Source organism: Rhizobium sp. LEGMi-198b (assembly GCF_054114205.1).
In genome coordinates, this window is sequence record NZ_JBSYVH010000004.1 from 524,863 (window position 1) to 541,375 (window position 16,513).

Genomic DNA, 16,513 nt, shown 5'->3' on the forward strand with positions numbered 1-16,513 from the left:
AACCGTCTGCGATCGTACGGCGTGTCAGAAGGCTTGACCGATGCCGGCATAGATGCCGTATGCCGTACCATTCTCATATTTCTTGAGCGGGACGGCGACGTCGAGCCTGATGGGACCGAAGGGTGTAGCGTAGCGCACACCGACGCCCGCGCCAATGCGAAGATCGGAAAAGTCAGGAAAAGTGCTGTCGGTGACGCTGCCCATATCGACGAAAGGCACGATGCCGATCGTATCGGTGATCTTGATACGGGCTTCAAGAGAGGCGGTGGCATAGGAGCGGCCGCCGAGCGCGTCGCCATTGGAATTGTAGGGCGTGATTTCCTGGTAGGCGTAGCCGCGTACCGAGCCGCCGCCGCCGGCATAGAAACGCCGGGTCGCCGGAATGTCCTCTATACTGTTGGAGCCGATCAGCGAGCCGAGAGAAAGCTTCCCGGCGAAGACGACATTATCGTTGGCGCCGACGCCCTGATAGCCGGAAATCGAGCCTTCGAAGGAGCTAAACACTCCGCCGCCTATTGCTTCATAGCTCGGCTTGGCGCTGATAGAGGCGCGGTAGCCCGCAGTCGGGTCCAGCTTGTTGTCGCGCGTGTCCCTGACATATTCGAGCGGGATCGCCAGCGTCAGATAGTTTTGATCACCGTAGGCATCGGTGCTGTCCTGCTCATAGCTAATTTCGCCGCCGCCGGAGACGGTATCCTGATCGGAGAGCTCGTAGGCGAGGCTCCCGCTCGCGGTGATGGTATCGGCATCATAGGCATCCGGATGCAGGCTTTGCATCTTCAGGCCGGCGGTAAAGGTTGCCGAGGGATACCAGGTCGCTGGCCGGACATAGGTAATGCCGGCGCTATAGTCGAGCTGTCCGACATCAGTGGTTTCGCCGATCCGGGAGACCGATCCTTCGATGCGCAGCGAATCCGCCCGGCCGGTCAGGTTGCGATGGCCCCAATAGCCTTGCACGCCGAAACCGTCGATCGTGGAATATTGCGCGCCGACACCGAAATAGCGCTGCTTGCCTTCAGCCACTTCGATGGTCATGGGAATGCTGCCGTCCGGGGCAAGCTTGTCGGCCTCGCGGATGGTGACGCTCGAAAAGACTCCGAGCTTACGCAGGCGGTCGGAAGCTTTCTTCAGCTCATCCGGCGAATAGGGCTTGCCCTCGTTGATGCGGGCATAGCGCTTGATGAAATCCGGATCGACCGATTTCTGGCCGCTGACGCCGACATTACCGATCGGCGCCATGGGCCCGCTTTCGACGCTGAGCGCCACGTCGACCCTGTTGGTCTCGTGATCGGCGACGACATCGCGCTTGATCAGCTTGGCGAGCGGATGACCTTGGTTCTTGAAGTCTGCGACGATCTTGTCACCGGCTTTCAGGATCGTCAGCGAGCCGGCGTCACCGCCCGGCACAAGCCCATAGCCGGCGGGGTCGAGATTGCGGGCATCGCCGAGCAGCTTGATCTTGCCTAGCGTGAAGACCGGGCCCGGATCGACGCTGATGGTGACTGCGACGGGCTTCGAACGGCCAAAGGTGGGATTCGGCGGCAGCGCATCGATATCGGTGCCGTTGACTGTGATGGTGACCACGCCGCCATAGCGCGCTTTTTCATAGAGGGTGGCGATCAGCCGGTCGCGATCATCGCGCGCCTTGATGACGACGCCGAGGTCGCCGGAGACGGGCTTTTTCTTGTCCGAAACCAGCATGGAGCTGTCGGTCAAGGCCTCCTTGAGATCCTTGTCGAGATTGTCCGTCTTGAAATCGACGGTGTAATGAACGGGATCGGAAACCTGGTCTGTCGTATCGTCTTCGCCCCAGAGCGTCATGCCGAACAGTTTGAAAGCAAACGCGTTTCCGGCATGGAGTGGGCCGAGCGCAATCGTTGCCGCAACCGCCATTACGGTGCCTGCTCGCCGATACGCAATACTCTTCCTCGGACCAGTTCTTTTATGCATACGCCGCTTTACGGTTATATAAGAACTTTCTCAGTTTGGCGTTTCCCCCGGGTTAACGCGCGGGCCACCATAGAGGCAAAACCGTCCCGCGTGTACCTTTTTAGACTCAAAAACCTGCAAAAGACCGCGGCGGAAATGAAAAATCCCGGATTTTCGTCCGGGACTTAGGGCTATTTCAGCGCTCTTTAGCGAGCAAATGGCGGTCGTCGCTCCCATGGTCATTGCTTCGATCCAGCGTTGAAATTGGCGTCATTTCCCTTGGGGCGACACCAGTTTTGCACCTCTTACAGATGAAAAGACGAGGAGCCGGAATCAAAAAGTCCCGGACCTCAGGGCCGGGACTTCGGTATCTTAAATCCGTATTGGATCAGTAACCGCCGCCATCATAGTAGCTGCGACGATAGCCGCCACGCGGGCAATCGTCGATGTAACGGCGGCCATAGCGGTCACGGTAGTAGCACTGGCCCGGCTGTTCGGCGACGCTGCCGATCACTGCACCCGAAACACCGCCAATCGCGGCGCCGACGGCTGCACCACGGACATTGCCGGTAACAGCGCCGCCGATGATGGCGCCAGATGCCGCGCCGATGCCGGCGCCTTGTTCAGTCGGGGTGCAGCTTGCGATAGACAAGCCGACCAATGCGAGCATAAGAGCTTTCTTCATATATTCTCTCCAACGTTAGTTAAGCCGGTACCCCCGGCCAACGCCGTCCCAATTTTTTCAGCTCCACCACGATGGGCTGTCCTTGCAGTCCCTGCAGCTACGAAGAAATATCGTGCAAAATATGTTTGTCCATTGGGCAGTTGCGGTTTTTTTGGTGCTAAACTCGATAGATCAACATTTGGCAAAGAAAAGGAACTAGACGGAGAGAAAAATCCACCGTCTTTCTAAAGTAGAGGTTGATTGCACTACAAAAAAGTCAAATGATGACTGTTGCCTCTGGAGGAGAGGCGAGGAGGAAAATATGTCAAAAGTGACTTTGACGGTGAACGGCCGGACGGTCGGCGGCGAGTGCGAGGATCGCATGCTGCTCGTCCATTTCATCAGAGAAAAGCTTGGCCTGACAGGAACGCATGTCGGCTGCGACACCACACAATGCGGCGCCTGCGTCATTCACATGGATGGCAAATCGATCAAGAGCTGCTCGGTCTTGGCCGTGCAGGCATCCGGCTCCGATATTACAACCATCGAGGGTCTGGCTGCCAATGGCGAACTGCATCCCGTTCAAGCCGCCTTCAAGGAGCATCACGGCCTGCAATGTGGCTTCTGCACCCCCGGCATGGTGATGACAGCCGTCGACATGATCAATCGCCATGGCGGCGCGCTGGACGAAAAGACTGTGCGGGCCGAACTTGACGGCAATATCTGTCGCTGCACCGGCTACCACAATATCGTCAAGGCGGTCCTTGCCGCCAATGCTGAGATGCATGCCGCCAAACAGGCGGCCGAATAAAATTTCACGGAGATTGTCTGGCGAACGCCAACGACCGTTATCTTGGCGGATTGCCGACCCCGGAACCCCAATGGGAGGATGTCATGGGCGTTGAAGGCATTGGCGCGCGCGTCGCGCGCAAGGAAGACAAACGATTTCTGACGGGTAAGGGGCGCTATACCGACGATATGGTGGCGCCGGGCATGAAATATGCCTATTTCGTCCGCAGCCCGCATGCGCATGCGAAGATCACCGGCATCGATGCCTCGGCCGCATTGGCCATGCCGGGCGTGATTGGCGTGCTGGATGGTAAGCAATTGCTGGCCGATGGCATCGGCAACCTCATCTGCGGCTGGATGATTCATTCCAAGGACGGCTCGCCGATGAAGATGGGCGCCTGGCGGCCGCTGGCTGTCGAGACGGTGCGCTATGTTGGCGATGCCGTGGCGATCGTCGTTGCCGATTCGCTTGGCGAGGCTCGCGATGCCGCCGAAGCCGTCGTCGTGGATTATGAAGAGCTTCCTGCCGTGATCGAGGCGGTCGAGGCGCTGAAGCCCGGCGCGCCGCAGCTCCATCCGGAAGCGGTCGATAATTTGATCTTCGACTGGGAGCTCGGCGATGCCGCGGCGACCGACAAGGCAATCGCCGAGGCGGCCCATGTCACGGAACTTGAAATCCACAACAACCGGCTCTCGCCGAATGCCATGGAGCCGCGCGCGACCCTCGGCATCTATGATGCCGGCGACGATCATTATACGTGCTACACCACCAGCCAGAACCCGCATGTGGCCCGGCTGGTCATGAGCGCTTTCTACAATGTCGCCCCGGAAAACAAGCTGCGCGTCATTGCGCCTGATGTCGGCGGCGGTTTCGGCTCCAAGATCTACATTTACCCCGAGGAGATCGTCTGTCTCTGGGCGTCGAAGAAGACCGGCGTGCCGGTCAAATGGACGGCAGACCGTACCGAGGCATTCCTAACCGATGCTCATGGCCGCGACCATGTCTCGAAGGTGAAGATGGCTTTCGACGCGCAAAACCGCGTTGTCGGACTGAAGGTCGACACGATCGCCAATCTCGGCGCTTATATGTCGCTCTTCTCTTCGGCGGTGCCGACCTATCTCTACGCGACGCTGCTTTCGGGCCAATATGCAATCCCGGCGATCCACGCCAATGTCCGCACTGTCTATACCAATACGGTGCCGGTCGATGCTTATCGCGGTGCCGGGCGTCCGGAGGCAACCTATCTGCTGGAACGTACCATGGAAACGGCGGCGCGCGAGCTCGGCGTTTCACCGGCGGAACTCAGGCGAACCAACTTCATCCGCTCCTTCCCCCATCAGACGCCGGTGATCATGAATTATGACGCTGGTGACTATGAGGCTTCTCTCAACGCCGCCATGCAGCAGGCCGATTGGGACGGTTTCCCGGCCCGCAGGGCGGCCGCGGAGGCGCGGGGTCTGAAGCGCGGTATCGGCATGAGCTGCTATATCGAGGCCTGCGGTATCGCGCCATCACAGGCGGTAGGGTCGCTCGGCGCCGGCGTCGGCCTGTGGGAATCGGCCGAGGTTCGGGTCAATGCGGTCGGAACGGTCGAGGTCCTCACCGGTTCGCATAGCCATGGCCAAGGTCATGAGACGACCTTCGCTCAGCTCGTCGCAGACCGTTTCGGCGTGCCGATCGATAGCGTGTCGATCGTTCATGGTGACACCGACAAGGTGCAGATGGGCATGGGCACCTATGGCTCACGTTCCGGCGCGGTCGGCATGTCCGCCGTGGTGAAGGCGCTCGACAAGGTGGAGGCCAAGGCGAAGAAGATCGCCGCGCATCTGATGGAAGCCGACGAGAGCGATATCGTCATCGAAAACGGCGAAGTCAAAGTCGCCGGTACCGACAAGTCGCTGCCCTGGTTCCAGGTGGCGCTGGCCGCCTATACGGCGCATAACCTGCCCGCCGGCATGGAGCCGGGTTTGAAGGAAACCGCCTTCTACGATCCGGCCAACTTCACCTTCCCGGCCGGCTGCTACATCTGCGAAGTCGAGGTCGATCCGGAAACCGGCAAGACCGACATTATCCAGTTCGTCGCCGCTGACGACTTCGGCAATATCATCAATCCGATGATCGTCGAGGGACAGGTGCATGGCGGTATCGCCCAGGGGGTCGGGCAGGCGATGCTCGAAGGCGTGCATTACGATGCCAGCGGCCAGTTGCTGACGGCAAGCTTCATGGATTACGCCATGCCGCGCGCCGACGACTTGCCGTCCTTCAACCTGTCGCACCAAAACACTCCTTGCCCGAACAATCCGCTGGGGATCAAAGGCTGCGGCGAGGCGGGCGCCATCGGCTCTCCGCCGGCGCTGATCAACGCCATCACCGATGCGATCGGCAACAATGCCCTGACAATGCCCGCCACGCCACTCAAGGTGTGGGAAGCGGCGCGGGCCGTCGTCTGAGACAAGAGGAGGAAAAGCCATGTATGCAACCAACTATCACCGCGCCTCCTCGGTCGACGAAGCCGTCAAGCTTCTGTCCGATGCGTCGGAGGGAAAATATGTCTCCGGCGGCATGACGCTGATTGCCACCATGAAGCAGCGTCTCGCTTCGCCGAGCGATCTCGTCGATCTCCGGCATATTCCGGCGCTGAAGGGCATCCGCGTCGACGGACGCAGGGTCACGATCGGGGCTGCGACGACGCATGCGGAGGTCGCCTCCTCGGCGGCGATCCGCGCCGTCTGTCCGGCGCTCTGCGATCTTGCCGGCATGATTGGCGATCCGCATGTCCGCCATATGGGCACGATCGGCGGCTCGGTCGCCAACAACGACCCGGCGGCGGATTATCCTTCGGCCATGCTGGGCTTGGGCGCCACCATCGTTACTGACAGGCGTCAGATCGCTGCCGACGATTTCTTCACCGGCCTGTTCGAGACGGCGCTGGAAGAGGGCGAGCTGATCACCGCCATAACCTTCGAGGCACCGGAAAAGGCCGGCTATGCCAAGTTTCCCAATCCGGCCTCGCGCTACGCCATGACCGGCGTGTTCGTCACCAAGGGAACGGGAGGTGTGCGGGTCGCAGTCACCGGCGCGGGTGCCGATGGGGTCTTCCGTCATGACGGGATGGAGCAGGCGCTTGCGGCGAACTGGTCGCCGGATGCGCTCGCCAACGTGGCGATCGATTCGTCGGCGCTGCTCTCCGATCTGCATGCCACGGCAGAATATCGCGCCAATTTGATCAAGGTCATGGCCAAGCGCGCGGCGGCGGCGGCATAAAGCCTCGTGAAAACTGCCGGAAGGGCGGCTTAGCTGCCTTTCCGGCTTCGAGGTTCCAGAAAGGTTCGATTGTCAATTCTCGGTGATTGACAATTGTTGTCTGGAATTGTTCAAAATTAAGGGCCATTTGCCGCAGCGAGTGCGAAAGCGATGCGGAGGGGTTGACGTGCAGACCGGCAATCATGAAAACGGTCGCATGGTTCTGGAGCAGATGATGGATTTCGAAGCATTTTTCAAAGGTGAACTGGACGGTCTACACAAGGAAGGCCGCTATCGCGTGTTCGCCGATCTGGAGCGTCAGCGCGGCAGCTTTCCGCGCGCGACCTGGCATACGCCCGAAGGCTCCAAGGACGTAACCGTCTGGTGCTCGAACGACTATCTCGGCATGGGCCAGCATCCCAAGGTAATCGAAGCCATGAAAGAGGCCATCGATCACTGTGGCGCGGGTGCGGGAGGCACCCGGAATATTTCTGGCACCAACCACTACCATGTTCTCCTGGAGCAGGAACTCGCCGATCTGCACGGCAAGGAAGCGGCGCTGATCTTCACCTCCGGCTATATTTCCAACTGGGCGACGCTCGGCACGCTCGGCGCGAAGATTCCTGGCCTGATCATCTTCTCCGACGCGCTGAACCACGCTTCGATGATCGAAGGTATCCGCTACGCCAAGTGCGACAAGGTCATCTGGAAGCATAACGACCTGCATGATCTCGAAGCCAAGCTGAAGGCCGCCGATCCGAAGGCGCCGAAGCTGATCGCTTTCGAGAGCGTCTATTCGATGGATGGCGATATCGCTCCGATCAAGGAGATTTGCGATCTCGCCGACAAATACGGCGCGATGACCTATCTCGACGAAGTGCATGCCGTCGGCATGTACGGCCCGCGCGGCGGCGGCATTGCCGAGCGCGAAGGCCTGATGGACCGGCTGACGGTGATCGAGGGCACGCTCGGCAAGGCCTTCGGCGTCATGGGCGGCTATATCGCCGCCTCGACCGCACTTTGCGATTTCATCCGGTCCTTCGCGTCCGGCTTCATCTTTACGACATCATTGCCGCCGGCATTGGCGGCAGGCGCAGTCGCCTCGATCCGACACCTGAAGGTCAGCCAGTTCGAACGCGCCCGCCATCAGGATCGGGTTCGCCGGTTGCGCGCGCAGCTCGATGCTTCAGGCATTCCGCACATGCCGAATCCGAGCCATGTCGTGCCGGTTTTGGTCGGCGATGCCGCCAAGTGCAAGTGGATCTCGGATCTGCTGCTTGATATGGGCGTCTACGTCCAGCCGATCAATTATCCGACCGTGCCGAAGAAGACCGAACGGCTGCGCATCACGCCGACGCCGCTGCATTCCGACGCCGATATCGACCATCTCGTCGGCGCGCTGCATGCACTCTGGTCGCGCTGTGCGCTGGCAAGGGCTGTCGCGTAAGTCACCGGTTACATTCTCATCCCTTCGTCAGGGCGCGGAAATGTCGTTTCCGCGCCCTGATTTTTTGAGTTCCGGCATCGATCAGGAGGTTTGCCAGGCTTGCAACTGCGTGAGGGTTGCGGTTGCTCCGCCGCAGGCGATCATCAGCACGCGCTCGAAGCGTGCCAACTGATCGGCATGGGCGTAGGCGACGGCCAATGCGGCACTGCAAGCCGGCTCCACAAGAACGCGGTGGTCGTCGAGGAAGCGCATGCAGGCGTCGACGGCAGCCCGGTCATTGACAACAACACAATCGACCGGCCTGTTCCGCGTAATCTCAAAGGCGCGTTCGGCGACCTTGCGAGCGCCAAGCGATGTCGCGATGCTGGTGATGGCCGGCAATTCCACCGGTTTTCCGGCTTTCACTGCGGCTGCGAGCGAGGCGGCACCTTCCGTTTCGGCGGCGATGATCGGAACATGCTGAAGACCGTTACGATCAAGTCCTTCCGAAATGCCGGCCAGCAGCCCGCCGCCGCCGACCGAAAGAACGACGGCGTCGAACGGCACGCCGGCCCTGACGACCTCGTCGATCAACGTTGCGTGGCCTGTCCAGACGAGCGGATCATCGAAGGGGTGGATGAACGCAGTTCCCGCGTCGACCGCCTGCAGCGCGTGTTCGTTTGCCTCCTGCCAGGATGCCCCGTGCACGAAAACCTCGGCGCCCTCCTGGCGGATCAACGATTTTGCCCGTTCGGTCGTTGTTTCGGGAACGAAGACCGATACGGGGATCGAAAGGCGACGACCGGCATAGGCCACCGCAATGCCGGCATTGCCGCCGGAGGAGGATACGAAGCGCCGCTTACCGCTTCTGGCATGATGTTCGCAGGCGGCCCCTATGCCGCGGATCTTGAAGGAGCCGGGCGGCTGGAGCGCATCCATTTTCAGCCAGATGGAGCATCCGGAAACCTGGCTGAGCGGTCGGGATTCGAGGAGCGGAGTTTCGAGGTGAAGTGCCATGGAGTGATCTCTCCGCAAAAGCGTTGTTGGCGAGGATGTTAGGCTGCCTTGTCGCGCTGGGCAATAAGCGCGCTGGCGCGGCCGCGTGCCTCATCATCGGCGGCAAAGACTGCATCCATCGTTTCGGCGCTGCCAATCCCGATCATTTGGTCCATGACCGCTTCGGCAATATCGGCCATTTCGAGGAAACCGATGCGTTCGTCCACGAAGGCTTGGAAGGCAATCTCCTCGGCGGCATTCATGACGGCGCCCTGCAGCCCGCCGCGTTGCAGTGCGGTGCGGGCAAGACGCAGTGCGGGGAAACGAACCTCGTCCGGCGCTTCGAAATCCAACCGGGCCAGTTTCGCAAAATCCAGCCGGTCGACATTGAGTTTTGTTCGGGACGGATAGGTCAGCGCATAGCCGATCGCCGTGCGCATGTCCGGACAGCCGAGCTGCGCCAGCACCGAGCCGTCGGTATAGCCGACCATCGAATGGACGATGGATTGCGGATGGACGATAACCTCGATCTGATCCGGGCCGACATTGAACAGATGTTTGGCCTCGATCATCTCCAGCGCCTTGTTGAACATCGAGGCGCTGCCGATGGAGATCTTCAGGCCCATGGACCAGTTCGGATGCGCGCGCGCGGTCGCTGCCGTGACATTGGCCATCTCGTCGCGCGACCATGTGCGGAAGGGACCGCCCGAGGCGGTCAGGATGATACGCTCGACCGCATGCTGCTGGTCGTCCTCGAGCGCCTGGAAAATCGCGCTATGTTCGCTGTCCACCGGGATCAGCCGGCCGCCGCCTTCGCTGACGGCACGGACGAAGAGTTCGCCGGCGGAGACCAGGCATTCCTTGTTGGCAAGCGCGATATCGGCGCCGCGGTGCGCGGCCGCAAGCGTCGGCGCAAGGCCGGCGGTGCCGACAATCGCCGCCATCACCCAGTCGGATGGAATGGAGGCGGCCTCGATGAGAGCGTTTCTGCCGGCGGCCACGGCAATGCCGGTGCCGGCAAGCGCATCCTTCAGAGCCTGATACCGGTCTTCATTGGCCGTGACGGCGAGAGCGGCGCCACAGGCTTTCGCCTGGCTCGCCAGGAGATCGATATTGTCGTGCCCGGTGATTGCGGCGATATCGAACGCCTCGCGCCCGCCCAATTGGGCGATGACGTCGAGCGTGTTTTGTCCGATCGAGCCGGTCGAACCCAATATCGTCAGGCGGCGCGGCGCCTTGCTCCCGATGGTCATTCCACGTGTCCGAATATTGCTGTGATCGCCCATGGCTCTACAGGGGATCGTGGGAGGCGGCAAGTCCGCAGCTATATTGGCGAGTCGCTCTCAGGTTCCTTCCTGCTGGAATGTCCGGGTTCAGCGGCAATTTTCGGGCTGCTAATGAACCAATACGCAGATACCGCGTTTCCCATCCGGCAGAGGCGCAGGAGAAGGGCAAAAATGGTTTTTAAAGCAGCTACGTTTCACGGCGTAAGGCCTGAAATAGAAAGCGAAAACGCCAAACGCTCGGCACTGGAATCCACCGTCGCCGATGCGCTCGCCGTCGCCGGCGGCCTCGACGCCTCCGACGTCACCGTGACCGCCGTCGGCCAGGAAATCCGCTTGGACGGAACAGCGGCAACACCGCAGGAAATCGAGCGGGCGACTGTGGTGGCCGAGGCCGTTCCGGGGGTGAGGCTGGTAAGGAACAGGATTTTGGTGGGGTGAGGGTCAGGGCACCCACCTTCCGACAACAGGGTTGGGGGACGCGCTACTGCCTATCTTGGGTTGGCAGCGAACTCAGCAAGCTCTTTCGGTGATCGAATGTGGATGATCCGTGCGTGGCCGCGGTGAGCTTCGATTGCGGCAAGCAGTTTTGGACGCATTTCCCGATGCAGCCACCACATCATTTTGAAGAGACGAATAGTAACCGGAAACATCGGGCATCCGTCAGGTCCATCCGGGCGGCCACGGAATAAAGATTTCACCTGGCGTTTGGTGGCCCACCAGTAATGAATCCATATCGGGTGATCCACGAAAACAATCGTATCGGCCATATCCATGCGACGTTCAACGGATTCCCACGACCCGTAGCCATCAATCAGCCACCGCTCTTGCGAAAGCCAGGCTTCATGAGACGCCACAAATTCGGACTTGGGCGTCTGGACCCAGTTCGGCTTCCACTGAATCTTGTCGATTGCGAAATAAGGCAATGCGTGCGCAGCGCTTAATGCCCTGCACATCGTCGACTTTCCGCCGCCCGCATTGCCGATTACCATCACCCGCGTCATGTTTGGAAGGTAGCCTTACAGGGCATCGAGGCAAAGAGTGCTGTGGTCGTTTTTAGCAGGGGGCCCAGACTCGGGATCAGGCTTATTTGAGCCCAGCAGCCTTGCGTAGCGCATGTGTCATATCACTTCGCCAATCCTTTCCCTTGGACTGGAATTGCTCAAGGACATCCGGATCTACTCGCAGGGTGACGGCGACTTTCGGTGCATCCATTTTTGGCCGCCCCCTGGCGCGCTTGATGCTTCCCATCAGATCCGGAAAGGCTTCTGCGAAGGGTTTCGCCTGAGCAAGTTGCTCATCCGTTGCTTCTGGAGCATCTGGATCGGACGCGATCATCTTTTGAATTTCGGCTTCTTCTTTCTCATTTAGAGGGCGCCGTGAAGAGAACTTCGTCACCATAAGAGCTTCCTTTCCTTGCGGCTTGCGGGGCGCATCGAAATGACCGAGATGGCTTCTGAGCCAAGCGGCTTGAATACGACGGCTGCAACGATTTGCCCGTCCAATTCACCGATGGCCATGGAGCGCCATCATTCGCGGGAACGACGATAGAACCTGCAAAGAATTCAATATCGAGATCGGCGAAGTCCAGGCCATGCTTGGCCAAGTTTGTTTCGCGCTTCAACTCGTCCCAGATAATCTCCATATAATTTTCGTACACGGAAATTCAATGGGCAGCAAGAATATTCGTACACGAAAAATGGAATAACCATGCACCTGACGATGCACTCATAAGCCGCTCCAAGCGAGTCAGGCGAACGGATTGTGGGATGTGCGTGCCTATCTTGGAGTGGCGGCGATGGCGATATCGGGAGGTTGCCGTTTGTCTTCAGCATAACCACATTTCCAGCGCTGCCGCTCTTATTCTCAATGATTCTTACAAGCCGCAGACGCTGAGGGACAGAATGCTAAGAATTTTGACGATCGTCTTTCGATGCATCTGGGCGTTCGCAATAACTGCTATCGCTATAGGCATAGGTGCGGCATATGGTTGGGAAAAGCATGGTCTGGTTGCGGCCATCGCGCTTGGATTTGTTGGTTTCGTGGTTAGCTGGCCCGCCGCATACTCACCCGCAGCGTTCTTTGAATTGCTCTTTCAACTGTTGGGCGAATTGCTAATGAATCTAATTTGATGACGCTCGATCGTGATGCTGTCGTCGACAGGGTGAACAAAGTGGAAGCGAGGGTTGTCACCGTTCAAAGCGAGGAGCCGGAATGAACCTAAGCCTTTGAAAACCAATGGTGATCCCGACGCGATTCGAACGCGTGACCCTCAGATTAGGAATCTGATGCTCTATCCTGCTGAGCTACGGGACCACTGACATTGATCCATACAAAAGCAAGGGCCTGAAGCCAAGCCCTTTTACGTCCTGGAGGCAATCTGCTTTTGCTTGTCCGTGCGCCATGGTCAGGCGCACGGAAAGAGGGTGGCGGCTCAGGCGTTCAGGCGCTGTTCGGCAAGCCGGACCCAATAGGAAATGCCGTGGGCGATGGCTTCGTCGTTGAAGTCGTAGGCCGGGTTGTGCAGGCCGGCGGTCTCGCCGTTGCCGACGAAGATGAAGGCGCCGGGGCGGGCGTTCAGCATGTAGGAAAAATCCTCGCCGCCCATCATGGGATCGATGTTGGGGATGACGTTGGCAGTACCCGCAATGTCGCGTGCGGCGGCAATCGCGTGCTCGGTCTCGTCGGCGTGGTTGACGGTGACCGGATAGTTGCGGTGGAACTGGATATCCGCCTCCGCGTCGTGGCTGGCGGCGATGCCGCTGACGATTTGCCGGAAGCGGCGTTCGGCGAGGTCGCGGATCTCGGCGTCGAGCGTGCGCACGGTGCCGACGAAGCTGGCGTCGTTCGGAATGACGTTATAGGCGTTGCCGGCATTGAACTTGGTGACCGAGACGACCACCGATTTCAGCGGATTGGCGCTGCGTGAGGCGATGAGCTGCAGGTTGGTGATGATCTGAGCGCCGATGGCGATGGGGTCGATCGTCGTGTGCGGCATGGCGGCGTGGCCGCCGCGCCCCTTGATGGTGACGGTGAACTCGTCGGTCGCCGCCATGATCGCGCCCTTGCGGATGGCGAACTGGCCGACCGGCAGGCCCGGCAGATTGTGCATGCCGTAGACTTCCTCGATGCGGAAACGCTCCATCATGCCGTCCTTGACCATGGCGTCGCCGCCGGCGCCGCCTTCTTCGGCCGGCTGGAAGATCACGGCGATGTTGCCGTTGAAATTGCGGGTCTCGGCGAGATATTTCGCGGCGCCCAGCAGCATGGCGGTGTGGCCGTCATGGCCGCAGGCATGCATCTTGCCGGGTGTCTCGGAAGCCCAGGGCTTGCCGGTGATTTCGGTGAGCGGCAGCGCGTCCATGTCGGCGCGCAGGCCGACGGTGCGGCCTTCGCCCCTGCCGCGGATCAGGCCGACGACGCCGGTGCGGCCGATGCCGGTGACGACCTCGTCGACGCCGAATGCCTTGAGCTTTTCGGCGACGAAGGCGGCGGTGTTTTCCACCGCATACATCAGCTCAGGCCTCGTATGGATATAGCGGCGCCATTCCGTCACTTCGTCCTGGAGTTCGGCGGCTCTGTTCAAAATCGGCATGCTGATTTTTCCTGCTGCTCAATATCGGATTCGGGTCTAGCAATTTCATCCGGCACACAGCCTCCACATCACATCGCACTTTTTGATGCCGCGCGTGTGATCACAAGGCTGTGATCGGCTGGCAATAAACTCGTCAATCGCCTTTGCCTTCTCTTAGCCATATAGGTTAAATAGGGGGAGCTTTCGAGAAAATTCCGGACTTCTGAAGGATAGACCGTGCTGACGAAGCAGAATCGTTTGTATGCCGCCCTGCGGCTGGTTCCCATGGCCGCAGCCGCATCCATGCTTTTCCTGTCGACTGCGCATGTGGCCGAGGCCAATCCGCATATTCTCGTCGATGTCAGCACCGGCCGCGTGCTCGATCATGAAGACGCCTTCAGAAAGTGGTATCCGGCCTCGCTGACCAAGCTGATGACGGTCTATGTCACCTTCCGCGCCCTCCAGTCCGGCCAGGTCACGCTCGACACGCCCGTCGTCATGTCGAAGCTTTCGTCTTCGCAGCCGCCGGCGAAGATGTATTTCAAGCCGGGGCAGAAGCTGACGCTCGACAATGCGCTGAAGATGATGCTGATCAAATCCGCCAATGACCTTGCCATGGCGATCGCCGAGACGGTTGGCGGTTCCGAGCCGGGCTTCGTCGCGCGCATGAATGCGGAAGCCGCTCGTCTCGGAATGCGTGACACGCATTTCATCAATCCCAACGGCCTGCCCGGCAAGGGTCAGTACACGACAGCGCGCGATCTTGCTGTTGTCAGCGTGGCGCTGCGCCGCGAGTTTCCGCAATATGCGGGCTATTTCTCGCTGGAAGGCTTCACTAACGGCGTCAAGCAGGTGCAGAACATCAACATGCTCATCGGCCGCTTCGATGGCGCCGACGGCATGAAGACCGGCTTCATATGCGCTTCCGGCTTCAACCAGATCGCCTCGGCCACCCGCAACGGCCGCACGCTGGTCTCCGTCGTTCTCGGCACCGACAGCCTTGCCGCACGCGCCGATGATTCCGCCAATTTCCTGGAAAAGGGTTTTGAGAACCAGTTCTCCGGGCGGGACACGCTGGCGAGCCTGCAGCCCTATGGAACGGGCCAAGACGAAGTTGCCGACATCACCGCCGATATTTGCAGCGCCAAGGGCGCACAACATCGAAGCGAAACCCGCGATCCCACCGGCCGCACGAAGGTGCAGTCGCCCTACATCCATGAAATGGATCACGAGCCGAATTTCGTCTATGCCGGCCTGATCGGCGGTCAGGACGTTGCGACCGCGAGCAAGGGCGACAAGGACGATGTGACGGCAAAGGGCGATAAGGCCGTGAAGGGCGACAAGATTGCCGCCACGGGCGATGTCACCGGCATTCCCATCCCCATGCCGCGTCCCACTTACTGATCGGACCTGAACCATGAGCGTTCCGCGGGAGAGGGTGCCGGTTTCGATCCTGACCGGTTTTCTCGGAGCCGGTAAATCGACATTGCTGAACCGCATCCTCAAGGATCCGGAGATGCGGGACGCCGCTGTTATCATCAACGAATTCGGCGATGTCGGCATCGACCACCTGCTGGTCGAAAGCTCCGGCGATTCCATCATCGAGCTCTCCGATGGCTGCCTCTGCTGCACGGTGCGCGGCGAGCTGGTGGATACGCTCGCTAATCTCATGGACGCCATGCAGACCGGCCGCATCCAGCCGCTGAAGCGCGTCGTCGTCGAAACGACCGGCCTCGCCGATCCGGCGCCGGTGATGCAGTCGATCATGGGCAATCCGATCATCGCAGCCAATTTCGACCTGGATGGCGTGATCACCATCGTTGATGCGGTCAATGGCTTGCAGACGCTCGACAATCACGAAGAGGCGCGCAAGCAGGTGACGGTCGCCGACCGGCTGATCGTCTCCAAAACCGGCCTGGAAGGCGCTGCTTCCATCGATATGCTGGAGAGCCGGCTGCGGGCGCTCAATCCGCGGGCACAGATCTTGAACGCCGACAGCGAAGAGGCGGGTCGTGCCGCCATTCTCGTCAACGGCCTTTATGATCCAGCGTCCAAGATCGCCGACGTTGGCCGCTGGCTGCGAGACGAGCTCGAGGCCGATGATGACCATGATCATCATCACGACCATGGGCACGACCACCACCATCATGACGAGGGGCACGGCCATCACCACCATGGCCACCATCATCATGGCCATCGGCATCAGCACGCCCATAATGTGAACCGTCACGACGAGTCGATCCGCTCTTTCTCGATCGTCGAGAACCAGCCGATCGATCCGATCGCGCTGGAAATGTTCATCGACCTCCTGCGCTCCGCGCATGGCGAAAAGCTGCTGCGGATGAAGGCGATCGTTGCCATGTCCGACAGGCCGGAGCGTCCGGTCGTGCTGCATGGCGTGCAGAATATCTTCCACCCGCCGGTGCGCCTGCCCGCCTGGCCCAATCCCGAAGACCGGCGCACGCGCATGGTGATCATCACCAAGGATCTGCCCGAAGACTTCGTGAAGGGCTTGTTCGACGCGTTCCTGAGCAAGCCACGCGTCGACACGCCGGATCGCGCCGCACTTCAGGACAATCCGCTGGCCGTACCGGGGATGCGATTTTAG

General features: G+C 60.1%; 14 protein-coding genes, 1 tRNA gene and 1 pseudogene. 7 read left to right on the forward strand and 9 right to left on the reverse strand.

Features of this window, described 5'->3' with window-relative positions:
* Window positions 1-24: 24 nt before the first annotated feature.
* Together ACXHXG_RS19005 and ACXHXG_RS19010 are read right to left on the reverse strand one after the other, a co-directional pair.
* The gene (locus tag ACXHXG_RS19005; RefSeq protein WP_457900255.1) at window positions 25-1,950 is read right to left on the reverse strand and encodes an autotransporter assembly complex protein TamA; all 1,926 of its coding nucleotides are present in this window, start codon (window positions 1,948-1,950) and stop codon (window positions 25-27) included.
* A gap of 367 nt (window positions 1,951-2,317) precedes the next feature.
* Entirely contained in the window at window positions 2,318-2,614 is a 297-nt protein-coding gene (locus tag ACXHXG_RS19010; protein WP_104824564.1) for a YMGG-like glycine zipper-containing protein, read from the reverse strand.
* A gap of 301 nt (window positions 2,615-2,915) precedes the next feature.
* On the opposite strand from ACXHXG_RS19010, the gene ACXHXG_RS19015 reads away from it, so the two are divergent.
* The 4 genes from ACXHXG_RS19015 to hemA all read left to right on the forward strand — a co-directional run bounded on the left by ACXHXG_RS19015 (window position 2,916) and on the right by hemA (window position 8,073).
* Window positions 2,916-3,404, forward strand: a complete 489-nt coding sequence (locus ACXHXG_RS19015; RefSeq protein WP_283047738.1) for a (2Fe-2S)-binding protein — start codon at window positions 2,916-2,918, stop codon at window positions 3,402-3,404.
* 83 nt (window positions 3,405-3,487) lie between these two features.
* On the forward strand, window positions 3,488-5,833 hold the full coding sequence (locus ACXHXG_RS19020; protein ID WP_457900256.1) for a xanthine dehydrogenase family protein molybdopterin-binding subunit: 2,346 nt from the start codon (window positions 3,488-3,490) through the stop codon (window positions 5,831-5,833).
* A 19-nt stretch (window positions 5,834-5,852) separates the two neighbouring features.
* Entirely contained in the window at window positions 5,853-6,647 is a 795-nt protein-coding gene (locus ACXHXG_RS19025) for an FAD binding domain-containing protein (RefSeq protein ID WP_283047734.1), read from the forward strand.
* A gap of 214 nt (window positions 6,648-6,861) precedes the next feature.
* Window positions 6,862-8,073, forward strand: coding sequence for a 5-aminolevulinate synthase (gene hemA / locus ACXHXG_RS19030; protein ID WP_104825237.1), 1,212 nt, complete (start codon window positions 6,862-6,864; stop codon window positions 8,071-8,073).
* A gap of 81 nt (window positions 8,074-8,154) precedes the next feature.
* Here hemA and ACXHXG_RS19035 read toward each other — a convergent pair whose 3' ends face one another.
* Together ACXHXG_RS19035 and dxr are read right to left on the reverse strand one after the other, a co-directional pair.
* Complete coding sequence (locus ACXHXG_RS19035) at window positions 8,155-9,069, reverse strand: pyridoxal-phosphate dependent enzyme (protein WP_457900257.1); 915 nt, start codon at window positions 9,067-9,069, stop codon at window positions 8,155-8,157.
* A 38-nt stretch (window positions 9,070-9,107) separates the two neighbouring features.
* Window positions 9,108-10,301 (reverse strand): 1-deoxy-D-xylulose-5-phosphate reductoisomerase, encoded by a 1,194-nt coding sequence (gene dxr, locus ACXHXG_RS19040; protein ID WP_457900258.1) that lies wholly within the window; start codon window positions 10,299-10,301, stop codon window positions 9,108-9,110.
* Between the two features lie 204 nt (window positions 10,302-10,505).
* On the opposite strand from dxr, the gene ACXHXG_RS19045 reads away from it, so the two are divergent.
* Entirely contained in the window at window positions 10,506-10,772 is a 267-nt protein-coding gene (locus ACXHXG_RS19045; protein ID WP_104824557.1) for a BON domain-containing protein, read from the forward strand.
* A gap of 50 nt (window positions 10,773-10,822) precedes the next feature.
* Here ACXHXG_RS19045 and ACXHXG_RS19050 read toward each other — a convergent pair whose 3' ends face one another.
* From ACXHXG_RS19050 to ACXHXG_RS19070, 5 genes and pseudogenes are all read right to left on the reverse strand, one after another.
* The gene (locus ACXHXG_RS19050) at window positions 10,823-11,323 is read right to left on the reverse strand and encodes a P-loop NTPase family protein (RefSeq protein WP_457900259.1); all 501 of its coding nucleotides are present in this window, start codon (window positions 11,321-11,323) and stop codon (window positions 10,823-10,825) included.
* A gap of 94 nt (window positions 11,324-11,417) precedes the next feature.
* Complete coding sequence (locus ACXHXG_RS19055; RefSeq protein ID WP_457900260.1) at window positions 11,418-11,732, reverse strand: BrnA antitoxin family protein; 315 nt, start codon at window positions 11,730-11,732, stop codon at window positions 11,418-11,420.
* Window positions 11,726-11,976 (reverse strand): annotated as a pseudogene (locus ACXHXG_RS19060) (BrnT family toxin). The gene ACXHXG_RS19055 and the pseudogene ACXHXG_RS19060 overlap by 7 nt, the downstream one beginning before the upstream one ends.
* Window positions 11,977-12,570: 594 nt before the next feature.
* Window positions 12,571-12,647 (reverse strand) — tRNA-Arg (locus ACXHXG_RS19065).
* 118 nt (window positions 12,648-12,765) lie between these two features.
* Window positions 12,766-13,926: a M20 aminoacylase family protein gene (locus ACXHXG_RS19070; protein WP_457900261.1), complete on the reverse strand. Its 1,161-nt coding sequence runs from the start codon at window positions 13,924-13,926 to the stop codon at window positions 12,766-12,768.
* A 216-nt stretch (window positions 13,927-14,142) separates the two neighbouring features.
* Between ACXHXG_RS19070 and ACXHXG_RS19075 the strand changes: the two genes are divergently transcribed.
* Both ACXHXG_RS19075 and ACXHXG_RS19080 read left to right on the forward strand, forming a co-directional pair.
* Window positions 14,143-15,309, forward strand: coding sequence for a D-alanyl-D-alanine carboxypeptidase family protein (locus ACXHXG_RS19075; protein WP_457900262.1), 1,167 nt, complete (start codon window positions 14,143-14,145; stop codon window positions 15,307-15,309).
* A 13-nt stretch (window positions 15,310-15,322) separates the two neighbouring features.
* Entirely contained in the window at window positions 15,323-16,513 is a 1,191-nt protein-coding gene (locus tag ACXHXG_RS19080) for a CobW family GTP-binding protein (RefSeq protein WP_457900263.1), read from the forward strand.

Bases quoted from the DNA above. Each gene is read 5' to 3' on its own strand.
- ACXHXG_RS19005 (WP_457900255.1), bottom strand. From the start codon at position 1,950: ATGCATAAAAGAACTGGTCCGAGGAAGAGTATTGCGTATCGGCGAGCA.
- ACXHXG_RS19010 (WP_104824564.1), bottom strand. From the start codon at position 2,614: ATGAAGAAAGCTCTTATGCTCGCATTGGTCGGCTTGTCTATCGCAAGC.
- ACXHXG_RS19015 (WP_283047738.1), top strand. From the start codon at position 2,916: ATGTCAAAAGTGACTTTGACGGTGAACGGCCGGACGGTCGGCGGCGAG.
- ACXHXG_RS19020 (WP_457900256.1), top strand. From the start codon at position 3,488: ATGGGCGTTGAAGGCATTGGCGCGCGCGTCGCGCGCAAGGAAGACAAA.
- ACXHXG_RS19025 (WP_283047734.1), top strand. From the start codon at position 5,853: ATGTATGCAACCAACTATCACCGCGCCTCCTCGGTCGACGAAGCCGTC.
- hemA (WP_104825237.1), top strand. From the start codon at position 6,862: ATGGATTTCGAAGCATTTTTCAAAGGTGAACTGGACGGTCTACACAAG.
- ACXHXG_RS19035 (WP_457900257.1), bottom strand. From the start codon at position 9,069: ATGGCACTTCACCTCGAAACTCCGCTCCTCGAATCCCGACCGCTCAGC.
- dxr (WP_457900258.1), bottom strand. From the start codon at position 10,301: ATGACCATCGGGAGCAAGGCGCCGCGCCGCCTGACGATATTGGGTTCG.
- ACXHXG_RS19045 (WP_104824557.1), top strand. From the start codon at position 10,506: ATGGTTTTTAAAGCAGCTACGTTTCACGGCGTAAGGCCTGAAATAGAA.
- ACXHXG_RS19050 (WP_457900259.1), bottom strand. From the start codon at position 11,323: ATGGTAATCGGCAATGCGGGCGGCGGAAAGTCGACGATGTGCAGGGCA.
- ACXHXG_RS19055 (WP_457900260.1), bottom strand. From the start codon at position 11,732: ATGGTGACGAAGTTCTCTTCACGGCGCCCTCTAAATGAGAAAGAAGAA.
- ACXHXG_RS19070 (WP_457900261.1), bottom strand. From the start codon at position 13,926: ATGCCGATTTTGAACAGAGCCGCCGAACTCCAGGACGAAGTGACGGAA.
- ACXHXG_RS19080 (WP_457900263.1), top strand. From the start codon at position 15,323: ATGAGCGTTCCGCGGGAGAGGGTGCCGGTTTCGATCCTGACCGGTTTT.